The sequence below is a fragment of the Exiguobacterium sp. EF_C8 genome (assembly GCF_054956715.1).
Genome location: NZ_CM143264.1, coordinates 2,736,079 through 2,762,592, shown reverse-complemented (window position 1 = coordinate 2,762,592; position 26,514 = coordinate 2,736,079). Strand labels below are relative to the sequence as shown.

Below are 26,514 nucleotides of genomic sequence, written 5' to 3'. Positions count from 1 at the left end.
AAGAATAATTAAGTTGAAAAGGTTATAATTAATGTAAAAAATGTATTAAAATGTTAATAATAATGTTATAATCGGATGAGTTAATGTAAAAATATAATATAGAAAGAGATGAAGAAATGAAAAAATTCTTAAAGATTGTGTTGATTTCTGTTTTAGTATTTATTGTTTTGCTAATTCTTTTAGTAGCATGTAGCGACTCAGATTCATCGGGAAGCAGTATCAACAGTGAGGTTAAAGAAAAAGGTGTATTGAAAAAAGAAGATTATGACAAAATCTACACAGACCCTGAAAAATATAAAGGGTACAAAGTTAAGCTAACTGGACAGGTCTTCTCAGAGCCAGAAAAAGACGACGAAGGGGTCTATTTCCAAATGTTTGGGGATCCTGAAAACTCAGAAAAAAATACAATGGTAGCCAGTAAAGACACTTCTTTAAAACTAAAAGGTGATCAATACGTTGAGGTAGAAGGAATTATTGTAGATGAGTTCGAAGGTGAAAATGCTTTTGGGGGAGAGGTGACAGCTGCTGCAGTAAAAGCTAGCAAAGTAAAAGTTATCGACTTCATTACAGCAACATCTCCTACCCAAAAAACAATTGATGTGGGCAAGACAATTGATCAGCAAGGATTAGTTGTTCAAGTTCAAAAGGTTGAATTAGCTAAAAACCAAACTAGAGTATTTGTTAAAATTACAAATAATTCAAAGATGGATGCCTCATTTTATTCATCTGAATCAAAATTAATTGTTAACAATAAGCAATTAGAAACAGAATATTTAGATAGTGAAGAATCAGGTCTTCAAGAAGTTCAATCTGAAATGCTACCGAATATTGAGAACGAAGGTGTTCTGATTTATCCTGCGCTTCCAATTGATGCGAAACAAGTTAAGTTATCAATTGATGCATCAACAGAAGACTATGATGTAGAATTTCAACCTTATACATTTGATGTAACACTAAAGTGAAATAATATTAGGTATTAATATTTTAAGCCTCGAACTAGAGACACTAGACAAAATAGTGTTCATGTTCGAGGTTTAATTTTGTATAAATGTACGTAGATTTGTAATGTATTAAAAGTAAGAGTTAGTTAATGCATTAGTACATTATTCAATGACAAATATCTTTTAGTAATGACAATGGGAACTATCTAATTTTAAAAGCTTATTCTATTGAAGGACTGCATTCAAACGTTTCGAAATAAACAAAAAAAACACTTCAATTAATTTGTTTTGTAATAAAAGGAAACGGTTAATTTTTGTGGGACGGTTTGTCAAATTAAGTGCAACACTTCTTCTGTGAAGACCTCGTATGCAGTTTTCCAGTTGAGACATTTTCGCGATCTCCCATTGATCCAGGCGAGCGCTTGAGCGAGTTCAGTACGACTGACCTTTCCGAAATCTGTCCCCTTCGGGAAAAATTCACGGAGAAGACCATTGGCGTCCTCGTTACTCCCGCGCTGCCAAGAAGAATACGGATCCGCAAAATACATCGGTACGCCTAACGTGTCACAAATTCGTCCATGACAACTAAACTCTTTTCCACGATCTGTCGTCGCAGTTTGGAACGTTCCCAACGGGAAGTAAAGGTGCAATGCTTGAATCGCAGACTCCATCGATTGAGCGGACCGATCTTCCATCGGTACAGCGAGATAGAAGCGGCTCTTTCGCTCGACGAACGTTGCGACACAGGCTTTAGATTTCCCTCTACCCGAGACAACAGTATCCAGCTCCCAATGTCCGAACGTTTGGCGCGCTTTGACGTCAGCCGGACGTTTACTTATCGGGAGTCCGACGTTGAAGCGACCATGCGTCTCACGTGGTTTCTGACGCTTTCCTTTTTGTCGGAGGAGTCCAGAATCGGCCTCGACGAGGCCCATATAAATCCAACGATAAATGGTCTTGAACGAGAGTCCTTCGTCTTGGAATAATCGTCCGGCAATCTGTTCAGGGGACCAGGTCTCTCGTAATTTTTCGAGGATGCGAATTCCTTTTTCGATCGTAAACTTTGTCCATGCACCGCACTTCTTTTTCCGCTCCACATAACGCTTGTCGGCATGGGAAGAATCATAGTGAGGATTTCGTTTCAATTCTCGTGAAATCGTAGAAGGTTGACGCCCTAGGCGTCCAGCAATCTTTCGGATAGAAAAACCTAGCTCGAGATATGTCTCTATTTTGACTCTTTCTGATGTGGTAAGATGAACATAGCTCATAACGAATTCTCCGTTGAATTTTGTGTGGTAACTCTATTCTACACGAGGCCGTTATAGGTTTTTTTGTGTTTTCAGTTAGGTGTTGCACTTAATATTACAATTCGTCAATTAAAAAAACATCTTGAAGCGAATTCATATAATACCAATCAAATCATTGAAGATTCTTTTTCGAGTAAAAAAGATATTCAACAAGCAATTAATAATTTATACGTAGGGATGAACCAAGACATAAAATCGTTGTTGATGCTTGATTAATTTATCTGCACACATAGTAAAGCACCTGAATCGATTGATTCAGGTGCTTTACTTATTCTCAGAGAGATGAGCGATTTAGTGATTATCAAAATTGCTTCGCTGCGAGGCTATGACTAAAAAATTAGGCGCTTCCGCTCGATCGTAATAAATTTAAATATCCAAACAGATCCTCTTCTTTTAACGGTCGACTAAAATAATAGCCCTGGAAATAATCACACCTTCTTGCGCGAGCCAATCTGCCTGCTCCGACATTTCTACTCCTTCAATTAACACATCCATCTCGAGATTATGTCCAAGTTGAATCATCGATTGGACGATCGCCTGTTGATTCTTACCGTCAAATAACGAACTGATAAATGAACGGTCAATCTTCAATAACTGAATCGGTAATGAACGAAGTTGTTTAAAGGATGAGTAACCGGTACCGAAGTCGTCGAGGGAAACACGAATACCGAGTTCTTGCAGTCGCGCTAATTTTTCATAGGTCGCTGTCTCATAGGATAAAGCGGCAGACTCTGTGATTTCGAGCTCCAGGTATGCGGGATTCATTCTTGTCTCTGCGAGAATCGTTTCGACGCGACGTAAGAACTTTTGACTTGCGAACTGAAGTGGCGAGACGTTAACAGCAATCGAGAATGGTCCCGGTGTTTGGTCTTGCCACGCGACCCAGCGTAGACAAGCGGTACGTAGCACCCAGTCACCTAAGGCGTGAATCGCCCCGGTATTTTCAGCAACGGGAATGAATTCGGCCGGTGAGACGAAACCAAGCTCATCATGTGTCCAGCGTGCCAACACTTCAACACCGGTCATTCGTTCCGTAACTACTTCGATCTTTGGTTGATAGACGAGTTCGAAGGATTCTGCTTCGAGTGCCTCCGTCATGAATTTTTCAATCTGGACGGTTCGTAAGATATCGTTTCGATTCTCGACCTTGAATTCCTTGATCGTGTTTTGCGCTTCAGTAAACGAAGCGTGTAGTGCCAGTTTTGCATACTCGATCAGTTCTTCCGCTGTTGTGGCGTCTTCCGGGTAATGACTAATCCCTGCTCGCATCGCCAGCGTAATGACCGTTCCATCGATATCGAATGGTTGCGATAAGGCAGTGTAGCACTTCTCGGCTTTTTGTTTCGCCAGCTGACTCCGTTCATCACTAAGAAGGACGAGGAACTCAGACGAATCAAGGCGTGCTAGGACATCACGCGCGTGAATCGTCGCTTGTAGACGTTCTGCGATCTGTAGCAACAGACTCTCAACGCCTTTATGTCCGAGCATATCACTCAGCGAACGCCAACGATCCATACTGAGCGCAAGACACGAAATCGGAATTCCTTGTCTAATCTGTTCTTCGATGAAGAGCGTGATTTTGTCTCGATTCGGTAAATCCGTCAATCGGTCATGAAAGGCAAGGTGTTCGAGTTGCTGCTGGGACGAGACTTGATCGGTGACGTTGCGGAAGAACCACAATGTCTGATTCAAGTTCTCGCCTTTTAGCGGATGATTGACGACTTCAAGGATACGTTCGTCGACGTGTAGCATCTGTTTCGTATGATCGGGCACATCAAGACGTAACGTCGCGTCATGTTCCGTTAAGTAGGGATGGCGTTCCGGGAAAAAATCATGGAACAGCGAATTTGCATATTGGATTAAACCATCAGAATTCGTTGTCACGACACCATCTTCAGTTGATTCAAGAATCGTCGCTTGGATGAAGTCACGTTTACGTAACTGGAGGTCAAACAAGACGGAAGCGAAGAAGACGATGAACAAAATGAGCGTGACGATTGACACAAGTGTCAACAGCATCGCCGGTTCGATGATTTGATCACTCGTGAACGATGGAATCATCTGAAACTCTAAACCGAGCATACCGACGTGATGCATCCCGGAGATCGCAATACCCATGATGAGAGCAAAGAAGACTTTCGTTTGCACCAGCATCTGTTGCTTTGCGTAACGCGAAAAGAAACCGATCCAGAGTGCGGTCCAGGAAGCAGCAATCGCAATCAAGATCGAGAGCAACACATATCCTGTATGATACTGCAGAGTCATCCCCTGTAAAGCAGAAATCTCGACATAATGCATGCCAGCAATCGCACTGCCCATCAAGAAGCCGCCGAGAACGAATGATTCACGGGACATGCGACGGGCGACGAGATAAAAGCCGAGAATACATCCCGTCATCGCGATGAGGACCGACAGAAAGACGAGCGGGAACGAGTAGGTCGCATCCTTCAAGGTACCGCGCCCAAGCATCGCGACGAAATGCATCGACCAGATACCGAGACCCAAAATCGATCCACCAGCAATCAACCAAAGATGTTTCGAACGATCGGTCGCCATCTTGACGCGTCCCGCGAGTTCAATTGCGATATAGGCGGATGTTGCGGCAATCAGATAAGATAACGTGACGAGTAAAAAATCAGTATGAGCATGCATCGTATGGTTTGGCATGATGGATGGAGTCACCTCGGCAGAGTGGAATGTTTGATCGAATGGTAAAGGTGTAATCTAGATATCCTTTTTCATTCAATCATATACATTTTTTTCAAATAACATCTGCAGGTGAGGAAAAATCAAAGCATATTGATTATAGGTGGAGACCGACGAGGATTTTATGATCCATTAATTTCGTATACTGGAGCGTATGGAAAAATGGATTTCCGAAGTCGCATGGTTGAAGATGGACATGAATCATGTGATAACTGTAAGACAAGTTTGGGTTTGCCTTTAGCAGATTCAAAATTGTCTGTTCTTGGGACGCTGGGCTGATGTCATAGATATGAAACGAGATGATGTTATGACGGATGCGAAATGGGGCAATCGTGAGGGTGAACGGTTTATGGTGGGCGAATCGCTGTTCTGTCGAGACGGTCGATCCTTTAATCACGAGCTCATGCGGGGTGATGCGTAGTTTCGGGTGCCAGAAGTCTTTGAATTCGATAGCGATGATGTCGCGTAAGTCTTCTTCCGTCACATACATCGTGACGAGAATATCTGACGGATTGCCAAGATAGTCGTTGTCCGTATTCATATGTAAGCTCCTTTATCGATTAGTGGATGGAATCAATGTGCTGTCGTTCAGGGTAAAGAAAGGTATGTCTGTTCTCCTGCTCTACAGAAAGTAGACTCAATACGATTGTAACTTTTTTCCTTATTTTTGTTTTTCGTTCATTGATTGTTTAGGGAAAGCGATTCTTGATATTTCATCGAAAATCAATCGTGTACTCCGTCAGCTGTCACGTCATTCCCTACAAAAAAGGAGGAACCATCCATGACACACTATGACTATCTCGATCAGTATCTGTTGACGCATTCGAAATATGCGGCGCATACGATTAAGGCGTACCGGAGCGACCTTCGGCAAATGAGAAGTCATCGCGTCTATTGGTCGGTTGCATCCTTACAGCGTTATTTTCACTGGATGAAGGCATGCTATAAACCATCGACGATTTTGCGACGCTACCATGTCTTGCGTCGGCTTGGTAATGTTCTCGTCGAGCAGAAACGCATCAAAAAGAATCCGATGATCGAGATCCGTCCGATTGTCCACCAACGTTTGCATGATGAGACGTATCACGATAGTGAAGAGTTGATTCCGGTAATCCGGCAGATTCAAAATCCAACTTATCGCCTCTTCTTCGAGGTGCTCAGTCAAACGGGCCTCCGCTTCATGGAGGCCCGTTTGTTGACGGTACAGGATTTTAATGTGGTGACGAATGAACTGTACATTCGTCACGGAAAAGGCGGGCGGACACGGACCGTTCCAATCGGAGAGACTCTTTGCGAAAAGATTAGTCTGTTTCTAGTAGGGCGCACAACCGGCTATTTGTTTCAGTCCGTCACGGGACGGAAGATCAATGAACATGCGGTGAGAAAAGCACTTCGCGAGATCGGATTTACGTCCTTAAAGCGTCACGTCCGTCCGCATATGTTACGGATCGCCTATGCGACGTATCTCTATCAGCGGGCAGGATTGAAGTTGCTCGATATAAAGCGTCTGCTTGGTCACGCCAGCATCTCAACGACGGAAGGATACATCCGCAGCCAGACGAATCACGTCCGGGACGTTCTTAATCGTCTGTCCGCTTGAGTCGATTGACTGACGTATGGGCAATGTCGTGCGACGGTAGGACGTAGTGCTGGGTTGTCCGGACATCGCTATGAACGAGTAAGCGCATGATCGTTAGAATATCCGTCTGATGTACGTGATAAAGCGTCGTCGCAAACGTGACCCGGATATCATGCGGCCGCAGGATCCGTCCAAGACATCGTTCACTTGCTTCTTTTAGGACACGGCGAAACTTTGCTGGATTAACCGGTCGTCCGCTGTCTTCACAAAACAGCGGCAGGGAATCAGGACGAATCGTCTCGATGTAACGCGTCAGGACATCACGTAATGCATGATGCAACGGGACCTGACGTGATTGATCACCTTTACCGCTCCGGACGAACAACTGATCGCGCGCAAAGTCGACATCTGCGAGCTGTAAGTCACGGGCTTCCGAAAACCGCAGACCCGTGTGTAAGAGAAGAAAGCTAAAGGCATAGACAGTCTCGTCACGAATCGTCTCGAGGACACGATGGACGTCGTCGTACGTGAAGGCTAGTCGCCGGTAGGGTGCGGGAACCGGTTTTTTGACGCGAGCCAACGGATTCGTCTGAAGCGAACGTTCAGCGACGAGTTGATCGAACAGGATGGAGAGCGCATGTAGTCGTCGTGCGGCAGTTGCTGGAGCATACGTGTCGCGTAGGAGCTTACTATAGCGTTGCAGCGACGGAACATCAATCCGTTCGACATGGCGACAGAGATGTCGTACGTCGGAGCGATAGGCTTTTTTCGTCAAGGGACGATAGTCCGCCTGTTCGATGATCGCGAGTAAGCGTTCTTGATAATAGGTCATCATCCGAGGAGGAACTGGACTTTCTGCCGGAGTTCCGACTTTAATGAACGGAGTCGCGCCGGGGAATAACCGAGCGTCTCTTCCGTGCCGTGCATCAAGGCTTCGAGAAACGTGTACTCTTTATTCGACAAATCCCGTTTGAGTTCACTGAGGAGATAATGAAAGGAGACGTTCGAGGTCCGAGGGAGTTCTGGCATCGTCTCGACCGCGACTTCAGTCGCAAGCGTCCGGTTACGGGTCGCTAAGTAGTCGAGCATCGCGCCTTTCGCCCGGATCCGGGCGAAGGTGACGGTCATGACCTTTCCTTCTTCGATTGATTTCCAAAGTCGGAGTAGGGCAGCTTGCCGGCATTCATCATGTTCGTTCGGGTGGATCGAGAGGCGGGACAGGAGGGAGTTGACGAGGGGCATCCAGTTACGTAGTAAGTCGTTCATGGGTATCCGTTTCTTCAGATATGCATATCTGTTATGTATTCCGCGGTAGTTTTAGTATAAGTAGAGTTATCCGCTGGGCGCAACGCTCCATTTCTTCAATCATGCCAACGGTTTCTTTAACTTTTAAGTAGCGTAAGTGATGCAATTCCTCGCCAATCTACTAGTTCTCTTCAGTTAAACCCGCATTCTAAAGCGAATGTCTTCAGGATAACTCTACTTATCCGCTAGGGTGTTCGGAATAATCCAGCGTCAAAGTTCCAGCGAAAATGATTTTCTTGATTAAAAAGAGAAGTATCTCAACTTCAAGCAAGAAGGTACCTACTAATTAATTAGAGCTTCTTTTTAAAACTATACGATTCACGCATGTTTTCGCATCGTTTAGGGAACTTTTAACATGTCGACCTATCGTGTTTTCCGAAAGGAGTTTTATGATGTCTGACTTATCCGGATTTCCGTCATCTTATTGGAAGGAAAGTACACCTGCCACTTCTTATCCCCCTTTGGATCAAGATGCGAAGCATGATGTCGTCATCATCGGGGCTGGTATTGCTGGACTTGTCACGGCTATGCAACTGACTGAACGAGGATATGATGTCGCCGTGATCGAAGCAGGTGACGTCGCTGCTGGCACGACGGGTTATACGACGGCAAAAGTTTCCTCGCAGCACGGTTTAATTTACGACACGTTAATCAAAACGGTCGGTGAAGAATCAGCGCGACTGTATTATGAAGCAAATGAAGAAGCAATCACGTTTTTACGTCATCAGGTGGAACGACTCGACATTGGGTGTGAACTTGAAACGCAGGACGCGTATCTCTACGCTGCGACATCAAAAGAGCAAGCGATGGAACGAGAAATCCGTGCTTATGAACGTTTAGGATTGAACGGTGGCGAGGCGACGGAAGAGGTTCGAAGTAAGTTGCCGTACGATGTCAAACGTGCTGTCGTCTTGCGCGATCAAGCGCAGTTCCATCCCGTCAAATATCTTCAAGGACTCGCCCGACAAATCGTCCACCAAGGGGGTGCCTTATACGAACGGACACGTGCTGTATCGCTCGAATCGAACCGGACGCCGACAGTCATCCTAGAGAACGGTCACCGGATTGAGGCGAAGAAGGTCGTCATCGCGACCCATTTTCCGTTTCATGACTTCAAAGGCTTGTACTTCTCAAAACTTGAAGTCCATCGCTCGTATATCGTATCGGGTCAGGTCGATGAGACGTTTCCGGACGGGATGTTCATGAGTGCCGATCAACCGAGTCGTTCTCTGCGTCACACACGGACAGAAGACGGTCGTCTGCTTGGACTGTTCGGAGGCGAGAATCATCTATCTGGTCACGAGACAGAGACGATGCAGCGGTATCAGCATCTTGCGGATTTTGCAAAGCATGAATTCCACGTCGAATCGTTCGGACAGTTCTGGTCAGCACAAGACTTAATCACGCTCGACAAAATCCCCTACATCGGACAGATGACGCCAAATGATCCGAACGTGTTCGTCGCGACCGGTTTTGCGAAGTGGGGGATGACGAACGGTATCGCGGCCGGACTGTTGCTCAGCGACTTATTGACGGGAACACCAAACCGTTTTCGGCATCTGTTCGATCCGAACCGTTCAAAGCTAAAAACGAAGGATGCGACGCAGTTCGTCAAGAACAATGCGGACGTCGCGATCGAACTGGTTAAAGGAAAGCTGACGAAAGCGCGTCGCAGTGCCGACGAGTTACAACCGGACGAAGGTGGACTCGTCAACCATCACGGCAAGACGGTCGGCGGTTACCGGGATCCGGAAGGAAAGCTTCATCTCGTCTCGACGACCTGTACCCACATGGGGTGTGATACGAAATGGAATGAGGCGGAACGATCGTGGGATTGCCCGTGTCATGGTTCACGATTTGGTCCGACAGGAGAGGTGCTAGAAGGACCAGCCGTCAACCCACTCAAATCGATCGAGTAAGCAGAGACGCCTGTCTCTGCTTTTTTAATTTTAAAAATAAACCGTGGACGATTTATGATATGTGATATAATTACCTGGTAACAAAAATATTTTAGCGCTAAACAATTAGAGTGCCGCTTTTGAATCGTGTTGTAGAGGCACCGTCACGACCACCGCTCACTGGTTTCATATTTTAGTTTCACTATTTTACTTAGCGTCGTGAACGCTGAAACAACCCGAGGAGGAAGCACCACTATGAGTAAAGAAAAGATTGCCCAGCTGCGCAAACATGTATCGCCGTTTGAGAAGGCAGACATCAAAGCCAGCGTCCGGCAGATGATTAACACGATCCTGCCATTTCTCGTCCTATGGTTTCTGGCATATGAGGCCCTGAAACTATCTGTGTTTCTCGCGATCCCGTTGGCGATCCTCGCTGCAGGATTCGTCGTCCGAATGTTCATCATCTTCCATGATTGTACCCATGGATCATTCTTCAAAAATAAGAAGGCGAACGCTATCGTCGGGACGATAACGGGGATTTTGACGTTATTCCCGTATGAGAAATGGAAACGGGAGCACTCGATCCACCACGCATCGAGTGGGAATCTCGACAAACGCGGTGTCGGTGACATCTGGGTCATGACGATTGAAGAGTATATCGAAGCATCACGTTTCACACGTCTCAAGTATCGTCTGTACCGGAATCCACTTGTCATGTTTGGTCTTGGACCACTCTTGTTGATTCTTGTCTCGAGCCGCTTCAACCGGAAGGATGCTCGCAAAAAAGAACGCATCAACACACATGTCATCAATGCGTCGCTCGTCGTCTTGTACGGTATCTTGATCTACTTCATCGGCTGGCAAGCCTTCCTGATCATCCAAGGCACGACAATGTTCACAGCAGGCGTCCTTGGAATCTGGTTATTCTATGTTCAACATACGTTCGAAGACTCGTACTTCGAGGATGAGAGTGAATGGGATTACGTCAAGGCAGCGATCGAAGGCAGTTCGTATTACGAGTTGCCGAAGGTCTTGCAATGGGTGACGGGAAACATCGGCTTCCATCATGTTCACCATCTCAGCCCACGCGTTCCGAACTATCATCTCGAAAAAGCGCATGTCTCGACGCCACCGCTTCAGAAGGCGACGAAGATCGGTCTCTTCTCGAGTCTGAAGTCGCTTCGTTATAAGCTATACGACGCGAAGAACAGAACGTTCGTGACGTTCCAAGACATCAAACATCTCTTACGTGAACCAAAGACGTCATCGTTGTAAGTAGTGCACCTTATCCATGCGGATGGGGTGTTTTTGTTGTATGAGTTGTAAAAGAGGGAATGAACAGAAAATGAAAGCATCGTATGTCCGTCTTTTGGCGTATGTTCACGACGATCATCCATGATAGGATGTACAAATAGAAAGGAGAGTGCATGATGCGCCGGATACCCATTGCTGCTTATGTAGGAGGAGCCATCTTACTTTCCTTATTCGTCTTCAGTTCGATGACGTACCAGCAACAATCCTTGATTCCGTTTTTGACGCGACATATCCCGCTCGATTGGGTTTATGTGTTCTCCTTCGTATCGTTCCATTACGAAGTGCCGATCAGCGTCGCGTCGCTTGGACCTGCAGCGTTCCTCGAATTTTTCATTCGAAAGGGAATGCACGCCGGCTTATTCTTCATTTTTGGGATCAGTATCGTTCATTTCTTGCGTGGGCGAGGCTATGCGGCATTACCAGCTGCCTTCTTTGCCTTCACGACGGCGATGACGGTTGGTGTCTTGGATGAGTTCCATCAATTGTTGACGGGCGGACGAACGCCACTCGTTGGAGATGTACTGATCGATGGAAGTGGTGCCTTGATTGGAATCGTCCTGTATACCGGGATACGTCTTTATTTAAAAGCTGATTGGATTGTGCGAGAACAAGAACAACAGCGTGCATGAAAATACCCCATCGTCTCAATCATATGACTGAAGCGATGGGGTATTTTAGTGATTAGAATCGTTGTATCCATTCAATCTTATACTGAGTCCGTCCGAATTTTTTTCATAACAGGTTATCGGCTTTTTTTTCGAGCTGCCGTGTGATCGCCTGCTCGGATGTTGAGTCGATCCGTATTAATGATTTCATCTCCGCGTAATACATGATACTGGACTGTATAATCCTTTTTCTTTAAAGTGAATACCGACAAGGAAATTACCTCCTATAATATTCTTTATTTTGGTCATTATATGGTATTAAAATCATTTATGCAATTTTTAAAAGTGGCTTTCTTCGTACCTGTCATACCTAGTCAAGAGTATTTAGTTGGCTGAAATATATATTATTAAAATGTTTAGATATGTATATGCTGATAAATTAATGGAAAACGATTAAAATAGAATTCTAAAAAATTTTTAATCGTATAAAAAAGAACATGAAAAAAATTTGTTAGTAAAAAGATAAATGAAAAATATAATTTTTTTAAAATTATTTTGTTGAGTAAGGAAAGAATTCCCTTGGAACTTCAATGGAATAACCAGTAAGATTAATAAGAATGAAAAAAAGAATGAATCAAGTGATAGATGAGGGAGATGACATATGGAACAAGGAACGAATGAACGAATCGATTCCGCGCACCGGATCAGGCAAGCGGTGACACATAAAGAAACTGCTTATTTCAGTTTGTTATTAGGAATCGCCATTTTGACAGTGGGCGGCATCATTGGGTTAGTGTTTGAAACAGGCGAGAGAGGTATTTATGCCATGTTCGCGCTAGTCATCCTATTGTTAATGCTTTGGATACGTCAGTGGCGACGGGTATCCCGAATTCGAAGTGAAGGGGTTCGCTTGAGTGCGGAGCAGTTTCCAGAGTTGTTCATAAAAATCGGTCTACATACAGAACAATTGCAGTTGTGGCGGGTTCCAGAAGTCTACTTCCAGAACGATATAGAACGACCACACGTCATCGGTTTATTCCAAAAGTATCTGATTGTCCTTCCGACGTCGTATTTGGAATTGACAGAGGCACGGCGGTTTCAAATACTGCTAGAACTCGCACGGATCAAACGAAATCATCAGGAAAAGCAAATTTTGCTTTGGGTCGGGAGCTGGGTTCCGTTTTTACGTCCAGCGTATACACGCGCATGTGAACGAACCCGGTATCAGATGGTCCTACCATTTGTTTCGACCGAACATGCGCGACAAGCCATATTTGAGAATGTGCTCGGACCAACACTTCTCGCGACGACGGATATCGAGGTCTATATGGCAGAAAAGCACCAGCAACGAACGTTTTCCGTCTTATTGTATGAGAAGCTAAGGACCAATCTATCGATGCTGGAACGGCTTCATTTGACAGGTGACCCGCTCGAGCAAACTCGTCCTGTCCTGCGTTATAGTCAAGGAATCGTCATTGGCATGAGCATTCTGACGGCTATGTTCTTCGTCGGTGCAGGGGCAGATGTTCTGCTTAACGAAGACGGAACACAAAAAGCAGCCAGTAATGACACAGCGACGGCAAAGACGAACGATCAGGATTTAAACGAGACGGAGTTAATGGCAGCAATTCAAAAAGGGAAGCTAGAGGATATTCATCGTCTGATTCCGGAAAGTGATATGAAAGCGGTCGATGCCGATGGAGATACAGCGTTGCATTATCTCGGTTACCGAAAGTCGAGCAAAGGGCTCGAATCGATCTTCAAGGAACTGCTTGCAGCAGGAAGCGATGTCGATGCTGTCAATGAATTTGGAGAGCGACCGTTCATTACGGCCGTCTTCAGCAATAACGATGAACTCGTCGATTTGTATTTGAAGCGAGGCGAGAAAATCAATCAGCAAGATGACGACAAGTTCACGCCGCTTCATCATGCTGTCGAGGGTGAGGGAAAACAGACGGTCAAGCTGTTACTCGAACGCGGTGCCGATCCGTCAATCAAAAATGCGGATGGCTTCACACCACTGATGATGGCGCAGGAATATGAACTCGATGAACTCGTTGATCTGTTGAAACAACACTCAGCGCAGACGTTATGAAACGAAATGTTGGAATCTTATACTAAATTGAAGATTAATACTAACGAATGCAAAAACGGCTTAATCCTCTCAATGACAGGATCAAGCCGTTTTCACGTATATCGGGTTTTATTTTAGTAAGCTTAAAAGCCGTAAGTTGAAATATTCATTACTATTTGAGTTACTGGACATCTCAAAAACTGTCTTAAAGAACAGCAGGATTCATTATCGAATCTTTTTCTATGAGGAAGTATATTAACATGACAAAAGTTTCTACTTATTTTGTAGTTGTTGAAATGTTAACGATTCGTCCTTCAATCTTGTAATTAACTTCTTTGAGTGATGCTGCGTAATCTCGAAGGTTTTCCCAGTCTGATAAACCAAGATCAGTAACACGTCCTTCTTTATATGCTGTTGCGAACGGTGTAAGACCATCTCCACCTTTTGCTGTGAAAGCATTCGTTGCAATCATGTAAGACTTAGCGAGGTCAATCGTTTCGAATGTTCCATTGTTATTGACCTGCATTTTCGTAACGCGTGAACCCTTTGCTTTTGTAGCATCATATTCGAACTTCATTCCTGCTACTTGAAGGAATCCACCATTCTCAATTGGTGCGACTCCAACACTGATTTCAAGAAGATCCTTAATTTCTTGTCCAGTCATTTTTGCTATCGCCAAAGTGTTCCCGAATGGGAGCGTTGTCAATACTTCTCCGACTGTCAATGGACCTGCATCGATAGCAGCACGAATGCCACCACCATTTTGCATTGCGATCACTGTATGGTTATTGTATTCTTTTGCTTTTTTTAGCATACCGTCAGTAATGAAGTTACCGAGTGCTGTCTCGCTATTTCGAACACTAACTGTTCCGCGAGGATTTGGTAAGGCATTTACGATGTTCGCACCGACTTCTTCATTTTTTAGTTCCGCAATCTGATCAGCATACGGTTTGAGGATTTCAGCAGCGCGCGCATCTTCTACTGCTTTTGACACATCAATCAATGAACCGTTATATGCTGTCAGTTTTCCTTGATAATCAAAAGTGACATCGAGATTTCCTAGGAAATCACCATACTGGTAGGCCTGAGTAATGATAGTAGGCTCAGTCTTTCCGGGAACAACTGTCTCGTCGACAACTACAGGCTTTTCAAGTTTCGTATGAGAATGACCACCGATGATGACGTCGATACCATCGACGTTACGAGCAAGCAATTGATCATTATCGACCGCTTCATTATCATCGAATCCGATGTGAGTCAAAGCGATAATTTTATTTGCGCCTCGTTTTTCTAAATCTCTTACAGCTTTTTTAGCGCTAGCAATATAATTCGCAAATGTGACTGTTCCAGCACTTGAGATTTCTGCTGTCTCTTCAGTCGTCAATCCAAAGAAACCGATTTTCTCATTTTTATATTGTTTAATGATACCAGGATAGATTTGTCCATTTTTTGGGTTAGACTTGTAGGAATCTGATTGAAGGTTTGAAAGTAATTCGTTTTTACTAAAATCAACATTTGATGTTATGAAAGGGAAGTTAGCTTTGGTAACGAAATCTCGTAGAGCTTGATGATTATCTTGGCTACCAAGATCGAATTCGTGATTACCAAAAGTCATAAGATCATACTGCATGTAATTCATAAGTTCTAAATCAGCTTGACCTTTAAATTTATTAAAGTAAAGGGAGCCCGAAAAGACATCGCCTGCATCTAATAATAAAGATGGAATTCCTTTCTTTTGAGAATCCAAACGCAATTCGTTAATGACAGTTGCTCGTTTTGGTGCCTTGTCTAGATTCGCATGTGTATCATTTGTATGCATTAAATGAAGCGAAAAAGAAGGTTTTTGCTTTTCTTCTTTTTCTTTTGGAGAGGCAAACACATTAATCGGTTGATTGATTAAAATTGTGGACGAGACTAAAGATAAGACAACTGCATTTGAGAATAAAACTTTTGAATTCTTCATGATAGACCCCCTATGAAATATGATGATTAGTGTAGAAGTCAACGTGCAATCAGCGACCCCTATTTAATACTATAAATCTTTTTTTAGTATTTTGGTTTAAAATTAAGGTAAAAATTTTAAAAACAAATCGAATATATAATAACGCTTACAAAATTGATTTTTATTTTTAAATATACATCTTAAAATATGAATAACAGGTAATTTATTACGATAAATTCCGATTTATTAGTGGTTTATAATTACTAAAAATTGTATAATTTGATTAATGATAAAGTTCGAATGAAAAGGGGCATCGCTGGATGAATGATAAGGTTCGAGGAGGCGTTCTTGTCGGCATTATTTTTGTGATTACGGTTCTCCTCGTATGGGGACTCGCTTCTCCACCGACGACGATCGAATTTCCACATTTTAATCATGCTTAAAGGAAACAAACTAGGAGATGACCGGTGGTTACCCGCCGGTTTTTTCGTGTCTGAAAAACTACAGTTTGGTGTCGGTTCGTCCAATACATTGACACGCTTTTTCCCGATGGCTAGAATTGATTAAGTGTATATAGGAAGTATTGCTTCTATCATGCACGAGTAAACGAAGAAGGAGGCGAGTCAGAATCGACCGGGCAAGGTCCCGTTCACGCGGAGGGAGCGTTCGTTTGAGCAATCGCGGACGGCATCCGTCTTTTTTGAGTGGAATCAACGAATATGAAAATAAAATACATGTATCATGAATCGGAAGGAACTTACACTTATGCTGAAAGAAATGAGAAGTATCATCCGGGAACAGGTCGATAATTTCCCCCTGATTCGCCGGTTGGCGCGATATGAAATCAAATCAGCGCATGCAGAGCAACGCCTTGGTCTTTTATGGGAGCTCCTCAATCCCGGTCTCCAAATTTTCATCTACTGGTTCGTCTTCGGAGTTGGTCTGCGCGGAAATAAAGACGTCGATGGAAACATTCCATTCATCGTCTGGCTCCTTTGCGGGATCGTCGTCTGGTTCTTCATCAACGATGCGTTGCTTCGGGGGTCGAATTCGATCAACAGCCGTCTCGCGATGGTAACGAAGATGCGTTTCCCGATGAGTGCGATTCCATCGTATGTCATCTTGTCACGGATGTATCAACATTTTGCGATGCTTGCCATCGTCATCGTCGTCATCATTGCAAACGGCATCCCGATCACATGGAAACTGCTTCAATTGCCGTATTATATGATTGCCACATACATTTTCGTCTATGCCTTTTCGCTTTGTTTTTCGACACTCGTCACACTCGTCAAGGACATCCAGCTCTTCTTGCAATCGATGATGCGGATGCTCTTTTATATGACACCGATCCTTTGGAACATCGAGCGGTTCCCGGACGTCTTGCATGGTGTCCTCCGCTTGAATCCAGTCTACTATCTCGTCGAGGGATACCGGGCGAGCTTGCTTGGCGGACATTGGGTCTGGCAAGAATGGCCAACGGGTCTGTACTTCTGGAGTATCACGCTCCTCTTATTCTCAGCCGGAACGTTTTTGCACATCAAGTTCCGTAAATCATTCACTGAGCTCGTTTAAGGGAAGGAAATCGCCATGTCTATGATTAAACTCGACCATGTCACGAAACGCTTCGACATGGTCACGACTACGAAAGAAAAATTCAAGCTCTTGTTCAAAAATCAAAGCAAGAGCGTTAAAACATTTACAGCTTTACGCGATATCTCACTTGAAATCGGAAAAGGAGAAGTCGTCGGTCTCGTCGGAATCAACGGTTCGGGTAAATCGACGCTCTCGAACCTGATTTCAGGGATTATCTACGCGAACGAGGGTAACGTCGCGATCAACGGAGAAGTCGCGATCATCGCCGTCTCCCAAGGATTAAAAAACGTGCTGACAGGACGTGAGAACATTCGTCTGAAGTGTCTCTTGCTTGGGATGGACGACGCTGAAATCGAACGTCGGATGCCCGGGATCATTGATTTCGCGGATATCGGGGACTTCATTGATCAGCCAATCAAGAAATACTCGAGTGGGATGAAGTCACGACTTGGCTTCGCGATTGCCGTTAATGTCGACGCAGACATCCTGATCGTCGATGAAGCCTTATCAGTCGGTGACCAAACCTTCTATAACCGTTGTATCGATAAGATGAACGAGTTCAAGGACGAAGGCAAGACGATCATCTTCGTCAGTCACTCGCTCTCACAAATCAAGAGTTTCTGTGAGCGGGTCGTCTGGCTCGAATACGGTCAAGTCCGCCTCGACGGCACGACAAAAGACGTTTTACCGGAATACAAGAAGTTCCTCGCGGAGTATAAGAAATGGTCAAAAGAGGAACAACATCAATACCGCCGCGATCGCTTGAAGGAACAAGCAGCGAATGCGCGGTCCGGTAAAGAAAACGTCGATGCCGACGTCAACGTGAAACATCCTGGCTGGATTTTATCTGGTCTCGGGTTGCTCGCGATTGCAGCAGGTAGTTTGATGGTCATCGACGAGACACCGTCTTTGACGAATCTTAGCGACGCAATCATGAAGTTCTTCTAACGTTTTACCAGATGCCTCTGTGCATCTGGTTTTTTTGTGCCCAAAGAGTAGGAATCCTGAAACGGAGTGGAGAAAACTAGTAAGTGAGAGAAGAAATATCGGAAGAGTATGCGAATTCATCAAAAAAAAACGGAGTCGAAGACTCCGCTTTCATCAGGTTTGTGAGCGATCCATATACGTTTTGACGCGTGGTGCTTCATATGTGGCGAAGCGTTCTAAGAGACGATCCGGATCCGATTCGACGATCAGCATCGCTCGGTGTTCGGGAATCAAGAATCCTTGACGTTCCATCGTGTCGAACAGGGCAATCAAGGGGTCATAGTACCCGTCAATGTTGAGTACACCGCACGGTTTTTCATGCAGACCGAGTTGGGCCCACGTGAAGACTTCGAAAAACTCTTCCATCGTTCCGGGTCCGCCAGGAAGAATAATGAAGCCATCGGCAAGCTCTGACATCTTTGCTTTCCGCTCGTGCATCGAGTGGACGAGATGCAATTCAGTCAGTCCTGGGTGTGCTAATTCCTTTTCTTGTAGAAAGTGGGGGAGGACACCGATCGCTTGACCTTGAGCTGCAAGCGTAGCGTCCGCGACAGCTCCCATCGTTCCAACGCGGGAACCGCCGTATACGAGTCCGATGTCGCGTGCGGCGAGCGCTTGACCAAGCATGCCCGCTGCCTCGCGAAAGACGGAATGCGCACCATCTTTAGAACCACAAAATACTGCAAGTCTATTCATGAACAGAACCTCCTTTGTTATTGTCACCATAGCATATTCGGTGAGCGGACGGCAGAGGAGACCAGGAAGGAGATCGGTATGCGACCACGTACGATCGTTTGGCTCGTCCTAATTATCGCAGCAATCAATTTAGGACTTGGGATATGGATGCCGGATACGTCGACTCGGACGACAATTAGTTCGATACTACTAGGTGTGATTGTCGTACTCGGTATATTTTATGTCATCGCGTTACGACAATCCTCAAAATAAAAAGAGCTGGTTCGACTCGTGTGAGTTGGACGAGCTCTCTTTTTATCTGTCACGAAATTTTATCATAGTTAAATATTCAGAAAAATCTATTTTCATACACAAATTCGACATATTGATGGATGAATTGTAAAAAACACACAGGAATCAGGACATATGACTCGTGTCAAAAGTAATGGAAAGAGAAAATAATGTGTAAAATACCATAATTATTCGTATTCGAATATTCAGAGGGGGTCTAAGGTTATATGATGTTGTTACGAAGCCATACGAAAAATAATAGGAGGTTATTTAAATGAACTTGAAAAAGAAATTAGTCGTAGCAAGCACAAGTGCTTTATTAGTATTAGGACTTGGTGTAACGGTATCAAATAACACTACACAAGTTGCGAAGGATCTTCTCCCAGGAGAGTACTCAGTGAAAAATCTCGCGAAAGACCTTCTTCCAGGAGAATATTCAGTGAAAAATCTCGCGAAAGACCTTCTTCCAGGAGAATATTCAGTGAAAAATCTCGCGAAAGACCTTCTTCCAGGAGAGTATTCAGTGAAGAATCTTGCGAAAGACCTTCTTCCAGGAGAGTATTCAGTAAAGAACGTCGCTGGTAATAAAGACCTTCTCCCAGGAGAGTATGTTCAAGCACGCTAAGAATAACTTTAAAAAGGCTATACTTTATTATTCGTGATTAATATTTGTTTGTATTCACTCATTCCTAAAATATCAAATAATGTATATGCCTTTGAATAGGCTTCTTTACAAGATGGGTTTAAAGGATCGAGCATTTCTAAAGCATAAGCCTTTTGATAATATAATTGCCCTAAAAGAGACATGTCTTTAAAACGAAGACTTAAGTAAATTCCATCTTCAATGTACTTTAAAGCTTCTTTATTTTTTTTCATAGCAACTAATACTTTGGAGACGTTGTAAAGGAGTCGTATTTTTTCAACAAGCAATTCATCACTATCGTAGCTTAAAGAAAGTAAATCTTCATATGCTTTAAAACCGTGGTTTAGATTATCGTTTTCATAATACATCGTAGCAATCGCAGACTTTATACGAAAAATCATTCTCGGTGAATAGAAAAACTTAATACATTTTTCGGACAACCTTTGAAGTTCAACTACACACGTTCGATAATCAATTTTTCCTATTTTAACAGCGCTCAAGTGCATGTAGTAAGAATATAATGCCGCTAGCTCACTGTTAGGATTAATTAATTCCATTTGCTTCTTAGATAATTTGTATATTTCCGTGTGATCATTATTTTGAAATTTTGTTAAGAGTTCATCGTCGATAATCCGAAGAGACTCTACAGAGCTATGTTCGCTAAGGAAAATCGTCATAGGCACTTGTAATCGACGTGATAACGCATAAAGCAACTCGACCGTTGGCGAATGGGTGCCACTCTCGATCTTACTGATCTCAGCTTGACTGCAAATTCCGTTTGCTAAATCTTTTTGTGTCAGATTATGTTTCTTTCGCAGTCGGCGTAATGCTAAGCCGATTTGCGGTGACATGAATTGATCCATCGGCTCCTCGTCCTTTCGTGAAGATTGAACTGGTACAGGGTACCAATTTCTATTATAGAAGCGAATGGAACGGGATACCACTGATTTACTTGATTTCGTATCAATGTTTCAACGACCATCTCACTTGATTCAGAAAGGGGTACAACCATGACACTCATTTTAAAAGAAACGCGACGTAACATGACTTCATGCGCTTGGTGTCTTAATCCTGCTACCGTCGCCGTCGCCCCCCTCGCTCATCGGGAAATGGACCGGACTAATACGAAACCAAAAGCAACTATCAAATCGGCTTAATACACACAAAAAGGACTTCATTCGGATCGTAGAGAATGAAGCCCTTTTTTCAATCACTTGACGTGAAAGGAGAGAGGACATGATCGGATTATCACTTTTATCGGAACAAGACGGTTGGTTGCAACGTTCCTTGCCATCCATCGCGATGCAGACTTTTTGTGAGACACACCGTATTTCAATCGATGCCTTTGATTATGATACGCATACGTTTCATGATTTACTCGATTACATGGATTTTCAGGAATATGAGCACTATGTCTTCGTCCTCCAAGGAGAAGGAGAGCGTACGTTGCGTCTCGTTGCCTATTTGCAACACGAGATGCTACACGTCCAGTTTCATTTGATCCGGCAGAACGGGGAGGTTCTGTTTGGTCAACCGGATTTCCTGAACGGTCTCTTCTTACCGCAGGAAGAGATACCGGTTCCGGCATCCGTTCCGGCTGTTCATCATGCTCTCCTTTCGTTGATGACGGGTGTCTATCCGGCATCCGTGCCACACCATCCGCAACCGCTGCGTCATGTCTACATCGAGGACAGCTCATTGTTGGACCGGATTCCAGTAGACAGTTTTCAAGTGATGACGATCAATAGTGTCATCTATTTTGATCATCCGATGCGGCACGATCTGCCGATCATCGAGCTGATGAGTCGGACCCCGATTTTGTTGACATTCTCAGATCGTTTATCTCCGTCACTTGCGTCACAGCTGACGGTCTTATCTCGCGACGCACTTGCCGAGCGGTTACAAGACTGGCAGCAAACGGGGCGCATTCAAAACGATCAAACGATGGGGATTCTCGATTATGCGACAGTAAGCGGATTATGCGTCTCGCATCGCCTGTTCTTTTTTGCGGACGGGATTTACGCTGATCGACAAAAAACGATTCAGTTGAGTGCGGATATTTCAAGCGATATTGAATGTCTTCGAGAACAGCAACTTCAACCGGAGGCGCTCGCGTCGCAAACGGAACTGGAGTTGTTTCCGTTGTTGTATCAACTGGCAGGATCGTTTCAAGGGACGAGCCGTTTCATCACCCCTTACTCGGATCTTGAATTACCCCGGACGTCTGGACGGATTGGACCGTTAACACTAATCGGCATTCAAAATGAGGAAGGGTGTTTTGCGTTCGATCGAACGACGTTACGCCTGTTCGAGACGAACGAAGCATTCCTCTGGATTTTAGAAGCGGATCAAAAGGAACAATTCGACGTGTTGCCAGAGCGACTCGGCGCAAACTATGCGGAAGCGATTCAGCATTACAAGGAGTTGATGTATCATGGGTGAGATCTTATTTGGTCCGTTTTTGCGTAAAGGTAGCTACTCCCGCGTCCAAGTGCTCGATCATGTACAGCGAGATGAACGATTTGGTCGATTGTACCAAGAAGCACAACAGTTAAATGAAGTCGATGAGTTGATGCTCTATCGACGTTATCTACAAAAAGGAGAGCAGATCCTATTTTACGGAACGTTTGATCCATCCCTGTTTAATCTTTTGTCGGACGAGGGGTATGACCTTTATCTGATTGAACCGGAAGCTTCGCGGACGAAACAGATCGCGGAGAAGTATCAGCATAAGGTTTATGGATGGAGTCATGACGTGACGGACGTCGTCGGACCTGAGTATTTTGACCGGATCATCTTACCGGGAACGACGATTTTACGTTATACGCGTGGGGAACTGCTGTTGTTCTTCCGCAACATCCGTCAGTTGCTACGACCGAGCGGACGCTTGCTTGTGTCCTTGTATCACATCGATCATCTGAAATCAATTGTCCATCCGATTGCGACACGACGCTTTCAAAAGACATTACTTTTCTATGGCTATCACATCGATGGGGAGCGTCTTTTGTTCAACGCTTATCTCAAATCCGGACAAGAGGAAAAAGTCAGTTATGCGGTCGAATATCTATACGAACCAAAAACGCTGTTTGAATTTGCGACGTTATCGCGTTATCATGGACAATTTCTATATGAAGGAAAGACAATGATGGTATTGGAGTTCGAAAAACAATAAGTACAAAATATAATGTAATAATAAAATAAAAAATATATGTAATATATTGGTTTGAATAGGTCTAAAGACTGGGTAATGAGATACAGTAGTTTCCTTTGCACGATTCAAAGTACATCATAAGAAAGAGGAGCCGGATGTATCATGGAAAATCAGAGCGGAAGTACCTTTCAACAAAGTTGTCTATCGTTCATTGAGACCTTGTTTCCAGACGAACCTTTTCATTTCTTAGAAGAATCGAAAGCGATGGACGCCTTTGGTTATCCCGGTCGTCAATTGTTTTTCTCTTCATCTGCCCGTACTTTGAAATTCACTGTACTCGAGCAGGCGCATAAGCATTACGCACGTGTATTCGTATCCGAGAAAACAAGCGAAAATACGTTTTTTCGTCAGTTATTAGAAGCAACATATGACGACAATCAATTATACATCGATCATATCGTCCAAACAGAATAAAAAAAGAGATCAAAATCAGCTGATTTTGATCTCTTTTTTACGCTTCGATAGAAGAAAGACCCCGCTTTAATGCTTGATCAATGGACGTTGCCATCTCATCCCGGACAGGTGATGAGACGAGTCGACCATCAAAATAGATTTCCTTCGATAGACTGAGATGAACCAGTAAATCTTCAAGAATGAGCTTTAGATCAAGCGGTTGCGATGGTTCAAGCGCTTGTTGCATGAATTCACTCAATGAAGGATGCTGAACATACTTCGGATCGATGAGATCAATGATCGTCGTGTCTAAAGCAAGAGCCAATCGTTCCAAAACTTGAGCAGAAGGAATGCGCTGACCACGTTCGTAAGCGGAAATGTCCGTTGCTGATTCACCACACCGTTCACCTAAAAATTTTTGAGTATACTTGTGTTGTTTGCGCAATTGCATGATTTTTTTACCTAGTGCACGATTCATGGCACTCCACTCCTATTCTTCAGCTCATTCTTTATAGTACTAATTAACCACTTTCATTATAAAAGAAACCTGATAAATGTAAAATATCGTTTTTCAAGGAAACTAAAAAAATGAACTGGGTTAAAATAGAAATTGATTTTCGGAGAAAATCGCCTATCGTTTCTGTCCGTGCTATTCTAAAGTGATATCACATAAGGGAGTGTCTTCATGAAAAAAATCACCTGGTCCGGCTATGTCGTCTTTGCCGTCCTATTGATCCTCTTCATCTCAAGTTCGATGCCCTATCAGGAGCAATCGATCAAACCTGGTCTATCTCGCTATATCCCATTAGGATTCGTCGATCATCTGCGATTCATCTCCTTCTCGTATCATGGAGAAGTCAGTGTAGCGGCGCTCGGACGCAGTGGATTCATTGAATTTTTCATTCGTAAAGCAGCGCACGTCTCGACGTTTCTCGTATTAGGTATCGGCTTGATTGATTTGACGCGTCGTCGTTTGACACCGGGTCTTGCCGTCTTGTTCGCTTACTCATTAGCAATCACCATCGCTGTGTTTGATGAGTTTCATCAAATTTTAACGGGTGACCGGACTGGTCTCGTCCAAGATGTGCTACTCGATGGAACCGGAGCATTGATCGGAATCGGATGTTATCTGCTCGTTCGTAGGAAAAAAGTACAGCGCCAAGCAGGAAGTCTTTCTTTCTGGCACGAAAAGAAAAGGCATCACTTTTAACGAAGGAGATTGCCACTATGAAGACTTCCCATTTGTTGATGACAAGCGTCGGTCGCCGGACGAAACTGGTCGAGTACTTCGTCCGTGAGATGTCGGACGGTCGCGTCAGTACTGCGGATTGTAATCCACTTGCACCGGGTCTTTATATGACGGAACGTCATCATCTTGTTCCGCGCATCGACGCACCGGGGTATATCGATCATCTACTGAAGTTGTGTCAGCGGGAAGGCGTAACGGTGCTGTTGTCATTGATCGATCCCGAATTGGAGTTGCTCGCAGCGGCAACAGAACGATTTGAAGCGATCGGTGTCACGGTCCTTGTCTCACCGATGGATGCGTGCCAGTTATGCTTTGATAAATACGCTATGTATACGTATTGTGTCACGGAAGGGATTGCCCATGCACGAACATATACGACACTCGACGCATTTAAAAATGCGCTCGCGCAAGGGGAAGTCGCATTTCCAGTCTTCGTAAAACCACGTAACGGCAGTGCTAGTCTTCATGTCCAGGTTGTCTCCTCCCTTCAGGTCGTCGAAGGATTGTTCGCTGTCCATCCGAATTTATTGATTCAGGAATACTTAAGAGGACAAGAACTTGGCGTTGATGTGTATGTCGATTGGCTGACGCATGAAGTGACGGATATCTTCATTAAGGAGAAACTCGTCATGCGCGCAGGAGAAACGGATAAGAGTCGCTCCGTCAAACGCGACGACGTCTTTGAATTGATTGAGCAGGTATTAGCGGGAACTCGTCTCGTCGGTCCACTAGATTTTGATCTGTTCGATGTTGACGGAACGCTCTACTTATCGGAAATCAATCCACGATTTGGTGGGGGGTATCTTCATGCCTATGAATGTGGGGTCAATTTTCCGAAAGCGATCCGAAACAATCTCCACGGGCAACGCAATCCTCGACGAATCGGGGCGTATACGGAAGACATCTATTTGTTGAAGCACGATACGGTGACACTATTGCCGGCATCTCTACTTGAGCAGATCGAAAAATCATGATACGCACGAAAAAGGAGTGATCCGGTAACATACCGGGTCACTCTTTTTTAGATGGAAGAAAAGGATTAGGAAAGAGAAACGCGTGCACGCTTGAGGCATTGCACGGCGGAGGTCCAGCTGCCGAAGAGGGCGTTGATCGTCGAGGTGCTCGGAACCGAGCGACCTTCTGCCCATTTTCGGTAATGGATGATGCTGAGAGAAGGTAATTCTTCTTGTGCCTGCCGCAGTGCTTCAAGGACGTCTTCTTCGACCCATTTCCGGCGAGGTGGAGCGATGTCAAGGCAAGCGAGAGCATCTGCCCACGAACCATATTTACGGGCAATCGTCGCGACTGTCGGATGTCCATTTTCCTGTGCCCAAATCGCATACGTCTGTGTTGTCAGACGCGAAAGGACATCGGAAGCTTCAAGTAAAGCAGTGATGATCCGTTCTTCCGTCATCGAGATGGAGCGTGTCATCTCGATCTGTGCTTCTTCAAGCGCACGTGACCAAGAACCGAAACGTAAGTTGATCAGCGTCAAGGATGGTCCGTGTTTGGCTTTTGCCCACTCCCGGTAGCTATTACTATGGAAGGGATGTAAACGTGTCGATGCTTCCTTGATGAAAGTAAGAATCTCTTCATCTGAAAAATACGGACGAATTGATGAGAGACCAGCAGCTTGGAGTGCTTCACGCCAAGAGCCGAATACATTGATGATCGTCGTGATCGATGGAATGTCTTTTCCGACCGACCAGCGCGCATATGTCTTTGCGTCGAGAGAGGGATATTCGATACTAGCTTCGATCAGGCTATCGATGACTTGTTGTTCTGTCCATTTCTTCAT

The 26,514-nt window shown here is 44.5% G+C and carries 28 protein-coding genes; 17 read left to right on the top strand and 11 right to left on the bottom strand.

Annotation, left to right across the window (positions count from 1 at the left end):
• Window positions 1-116: 116 nt before the first annotated feature.
• Window positions 117-962 (top strand): DUF4352 domain-containing protein, encoded by an 846-nt coding sequence (locus ACY2IG_RS14560; protein WP_462618107.1) that lies wholly within the window; start codon window positions 117-119, stop codon window positions 960-962.
• Between the two features lie 308 nt (window positions 963-1,270).
• On the opposite strand, the gene ACY2IG_RS14555 is transcribed toward ACY2IG_RS14560, so the two are convergent.
• The 3 genes from ACY2IG_RS14555 to ACY2IG_RS14545 all read right to left on the bottom strand — a co-directional run bounded on the left by ACY2IG_RS14555 (window position 1,271) and on the right by ACY2IG_RS14545 (window position 5,495).
• The gene (locus ACY2IG_RS14555) at window positions 1,271-2,209 is read right to left on the bottom strand and encodes an IS30 family transposase (protein ID WP_462618106.1); all 939 of its coding nucleotides are present in this window, start codon (window positions 2,207-2,209) and stop codon (window positions 1,271-1,273) included.
• Between the two features lie 432 nt (window positions 2,210-2,641).
• Window positions 2,642-4,915 (bottom strand): bifunctional diguanylate cyclase/phosphodiesterase, encoded by a 2,274-nt coding sequence (locus tag ACY2IG_RS14550; RefSeq protein ID WP_462618105.1) that lies wholly within the window; start codon window positions 4,913-4,915, stop codon window positions 2,642-2,644.
• A 136-nt stretch (window positions 4,916-5,051) separates the two neighbouring features.
• On the bottom strand, window positions 5,052-5,495 hold the full coding sequence (locus ACY2IG_RS14545) for a hypothetical protein (protein ID WP_462618104.1): 444 nt from the start codon (window positions 5,493-5,495) through the stop codon (window positions 5,052-5,054).
• A gap of 240 nt (window positions 5,496-5,735) precedes the next feature.
• Between ACY2IG_RS14545 and ACY2IG_RS14540 the strand changes: the two genes are divergently transcribed.
• A complete protein-coding gene (locus ACY2IG_RS14540; protein ID WP_462618103.1) occupies window positions 5,736-6,554 on the top strand; it encodes a tyrosine-type recombinase/integrase in 819 nt (272 codons plus the stop codon).
• Here the strand turns inward: ACY2IG_RS14540 and ACY2IG_RS14535 are convergent.
• A complete protein-coding gene (locus ACY2IG_RS14535; RefSeq protein WP_462618102.1) occupies window positions 6,535-7,365 on the bottom strand; it encodes a tyrosine-type recombinase/integrase in 831 nt (276 codons plus the stop codon). The two genes, ACY2IG_RS14540 and ACY2IG_RS14535, sit on opposite strands and share 20 nt — an antisense overlap.
• Entirely contained in the window at window positions 7,365-7,799 is a 435-nt protein-coding gene (locus tag ACY2IG_RS14530) for a sigma factor (RefSeq protein WP_462618101.1), read from the bottom strand. The genes ACY2IG_RS14535 and ACY2IG_RS14530 overlap by 1 nt, the downstream gene beginning before the upstream one ends.
• Before the next feature lie 431 nt (window positions 7,800-8,230).
• Here ACY2IG_RS14530 and ACY2IG_RS14525 point away from each other — a divergent pair, with 431 nt between their 5' ends.
• The 3 genes from ACY2IG_RS14525 to ACY2IG_RS14515 all read left to right on the top strand — a co-directional run bounded on the left by ACY2IG_RS14525 (window position 8,231) and on the right by ACY2IG_RS14515 (window position 11,679).
• The gene (locus tag ACY2IG_RS14525) at window positions 8,231-9,757 is read left to right on the top strand and encodes an FAD-dependent oxidoreductase (protein WP_462618100.1); all 1,527 of its coding nucleotides are present in this window, start codon (window positions 8,231-8,233) and stop codon (window positions 9,755-9,757) included.
• Window positions 9,758-9,991: 234 nt separating this feature from the next.
• Window positions 9,992-11,011, top strand: a complete 1,020-nt coding sequence (gene desA, locus ACY2IG_RS14520; protein WP_290784567.1) for a Delta(5) desaturase DesA — start codon at window positions 9,992-9,994, stop codon at window positions 11,009-11,011.
• A 155-nt stretch (window positions 11,012-11,166) separates the two neighbouring features.
• Window positions 11,167-11,679: a VanZ family protein gene (locus ACY2IG_RS14515; protein ID WP_462618099.1), complete on the top strand. Its 513-nt coding sequence runs from the start codon at window positions 11,167-11,169 to the stop codon at window positions 11,677-11,679.
• Window positions 11,680-11,792: 113 nt separating this feature from the next.
• On the opposite strand, the gene ACY2IG_RS14510 is transcribed toward ACY2IG_RS14515, so the two are convergent.
• Entirely contained in the window at window positions 11,793-11,927 is a 135-nt protein-coding gene (locus ACY2IG_RS14510) for a hypothetical protein (protein ID WP_462618098.1), read from the bottom strand.
• A 389-nt stretch (window positions 11,928-12,316) separates the two neighbouring features.
• Here ACY2IG_RS14510 and ACY2IG_RS14505 point away from each other — a divergent pair, with 389 nt between their 5' ends.
• Window positions 12,317-13,750 carry an ankyrin repeat domain-containing protein gene (locus ACY2IG_RS14505; RefSeq protein WP_462618097.1) on the top strand — a complete coding sequence of 478 codons (1,434 nt, stop codon included), beginning with the start codon at window positions 12,317-12,319 and terminating at the stop codon, window positions 13,748-13,750.
• A gap of 256 nt (window positions 13,751-14,006) precedes the next feature.
• On the opposite strand, the gene ACY2IG_RS14500 is transcribed toward ACY2IG_RS14505, so the two are convergent.
• A complete protein-coding gene (locus ACY2IG_RS14500) occupies window positions 14,007-15,692 on the bottom strand; it encodes a bifunctional metallophosphatase/5'-nucleotidase (protein WP_462618096.1) in 1,686 nt (561 codons plus the stop codon).
• A gap of 299 nt (window positions 15,693-15,991) precedes the next feature.
• Between ACY2IG_RS14500 and ACY2IG_RS14495 the strand changes: the two genes are divergently transcribed.
• The 3 genes from ACY2IG_RS14495 to ACY2IG_RS14485 all read left to right on the top strand — a co-directional run bounded on the left by ACY2IG_RS14495 (window position 15,992) and on the right by ACY2IG_RS14485 (window position 18,215).
• The gene (locus tag ACY2IG_RS14495; protein WP_290752773.1) at window positions 15,992-16,114 is read left to right on the top strand and encodes a hypothetical protein; all 123 of its coding nucleotides are present in this window, start codon (window positions 15,992-15,994) and stop codon (window positions 16,112-16,114) included.
• Window positions 16,115-16,448: 334 nt separating this feature from the next.
• Window positions 16,449-17,246: an ABC transporter permease gene (locus ACY2IG_RS14490; protein ID WP_308101990.1), complete on the top strand. Its 798-nt coding sequence runs from the start codon at window positions 16,449-16,451 to the stop codon at window positions 17,244-17,246.
• 15 nt (window positions 17,247-17,261) lie between these two features.
• Window positions 17,262-18,215, top strand: coding sequence for an ABC transporter ATP-binding protein (locus ACY2IG_RS14485; protein WP_035410435.1), 954 nt, complete (start codon window positions 17,262-17,264; stop codon window positions 18,213-18,215).
• 153 nt (window positions 18,216-18,368) lie between these two features.
• Here the strand turns inward: ACY2IG_RS14485 and ACY2IG_RS14480 are convergent, their stop codons facing one another.
• Window positions 18,369-18,950, bottom strand: coding sequence for an LOG family protein (locus ACY2IG_RS14480; RefSeq protein WP_462618095.1), 582 nt, complete (start codon window positions 18,948-18,950; stop codon window positions 18,369-18,371).
• Between the two features lie 78 nt (window positions 18,951-19,028).
• On the opposite strand from ACY2IG_RS14480, the gene ACY2IG_RS14475 reads away from it, so the two are divergent.
• The gene (locus ACY2IG_RS14475) at window positions 19,029-19,202 is read left to right on the top strand and encodes a hypothetical protein (RefSeq protein ID WP_023469413.1); all 174 of its coding nucleotides are present in this window, start codon (window positions 19,029-19,031) and stop codon (window positions 19,200-19,202) included.
• A 292-nt stretch (window positions 19,203-19,494) separates the two neighbouring features.
• On the top strand, window positions 19,495-19,845 hold the full coding sequence (locus ACY2IG_RS14470; protein ID WP_308101988.1) for a hypothetical protein: 351 nt from the start codon (window positions 19,495-19,497) through the stop codon (window positions 19,843-19,845).
• Between the two features lie 17 nt (window positions 19,846-19,862).
• On the opposite strand, the gene ACY2IG_RS14465 is transcribed toward ACY2IG_RS14470, so the two are convergent.
• Window positions 19,863-20,726 carry a helix-turn-helix domain-containing protein gene (locus ACY2IG_RS14465; RefSeq protein ID WP_308101986.1) on the bottom strand — a complete coding sequence of 288 codons (864 nt, stop codon included), beginning with the start codon at window positions 20,724-20,726 and terminating at the stop codon, window positions 19,863-19,865.
• Between the two features lie 147 nt (window positions 20,727-20,873).
• Here ACY2IG_RS14465 and ACY2IG_RS14460 point away from each other — a divergent pair, with 147 nt between their 5' ends.
• From ACY2IG_RS14460 to ACY2IG_RS14445, 4 genes are all read left to right on the top strand, one after another.
• The gene (locus tag ACY2IG_RS14460) at window positions 20,874-21,020 is read left to right on the top strand and encodes a hypothetical protein (protein ID WP_368914487.1); all 147 of its coding nucleotides are present in this window, start codon (window positions 20,874-20,876) and stop codon (window positions 21,018-21,020) included.
• A gap of 79 nt (window positions 21,021-21,099) precedes the next feature.
• Complete coding sequence (locus ACY2IG_RS14455) at window positions 21,100-22,305, top strand: hypothetical protein (RefSeq protein ID WP_462618094.1); 1,206 nt, start codon at window positions 21,100-21,102, stop codon at window positions 22,303-22,305.
• Window positions 22,298-23,035 carry a hypothetical protein gene (locus tag ACY2IG_RS14450; RefSeq protein ID WP_462618093.1) on the top strand — a complete coding sequence of 246 codons (738 nt, stop codon included), beginning with the start codon at window positions 22,298-22,300 and terminating at the stop codon, window positions 23,033-23,035. Before ACY2IG_RS14455 ends, ACY2IG_RS14450 begins: the two co-directional genes overlap by 8 nt.
• 141 nt (window positions 23,036-23,176) lie before the next feature.
• Complete coding sequence (locus ACY2IG_RS14445; protein WP_290752749.1) at window positions 23,177-23,488, top strand: hypothetical protein; 312 nt, start codon at window positions 23,177-23,179, stop codon at window positions 23,486-23,488.
• A 37-nt stretch (window positions 23,489-23,525) separates the two neighbouring features.
• On the opposite strand, the gene ACY2IG_RS14440 is transcribed toward ACY2IG_RS14445, so the two are convergent.
• The gene (locus tag ACY2IG_RS14440) at window positions 23,526-23,945 is read right to left on the bottom strand and encodes a helix-turn-helix domain-containing protein (RefSeq protein ID WP_035410414.1); all 420 of its coding nucleotides are present in this window, start codon (window positions 23,943-23,945) and stop codon (window positions 23,526-23,528) included.
• Window positions 23,946-24,152: 207 nt separating this feature from the next.
• Here ACY2IG_RS14440 and ACY2IG_RS14435 point away from each other — a divergent pair, with 207 nt between their 5' ends.
• Both ACY2IG_RS14435 and ACY2IG_RS14430 read left to right on the top strand, forming a co-directional pair.
• Complete coding sequence (locus ACY2IG_RS14435) at window positions 24,153-24,677, top strand: VanZ family protein (protein ID WP_056063286.1); 525 nt, start codon at window positions 24,153-24,155, stop codon at window positions 24,675-24,677.
• Between the two features lie 17 nt (window positions 24,678-24,694).
• A complete protein-coding gene (locus ACY2IG_RS14430; RefSeq protein WP_462618092.1) occupies window positions 24,695-25,690 on the top strand; it encodes an ATP-grasp domain-containing protein in 996 nt (331 codons plus the stop codon).
• Between the two features lie 65 nt (window positions 25,691-25,755).
• Here ACY2IG_RS14430 and ACY2IG_RS14425 read toward each other — a convergent pair whose 3' ends face one another.
• On the bottom strand, window positions 25,756-26,514 hold the full coding sequence (locus tag ACY2IG_RS14425; RefSeq protein WP_290752739.1) for a homing endonuclease associated repeat-containing protein: 759 nt from the start codon (window positions 26,512-26,514) through the stop codon (window positions 25,756-25,758).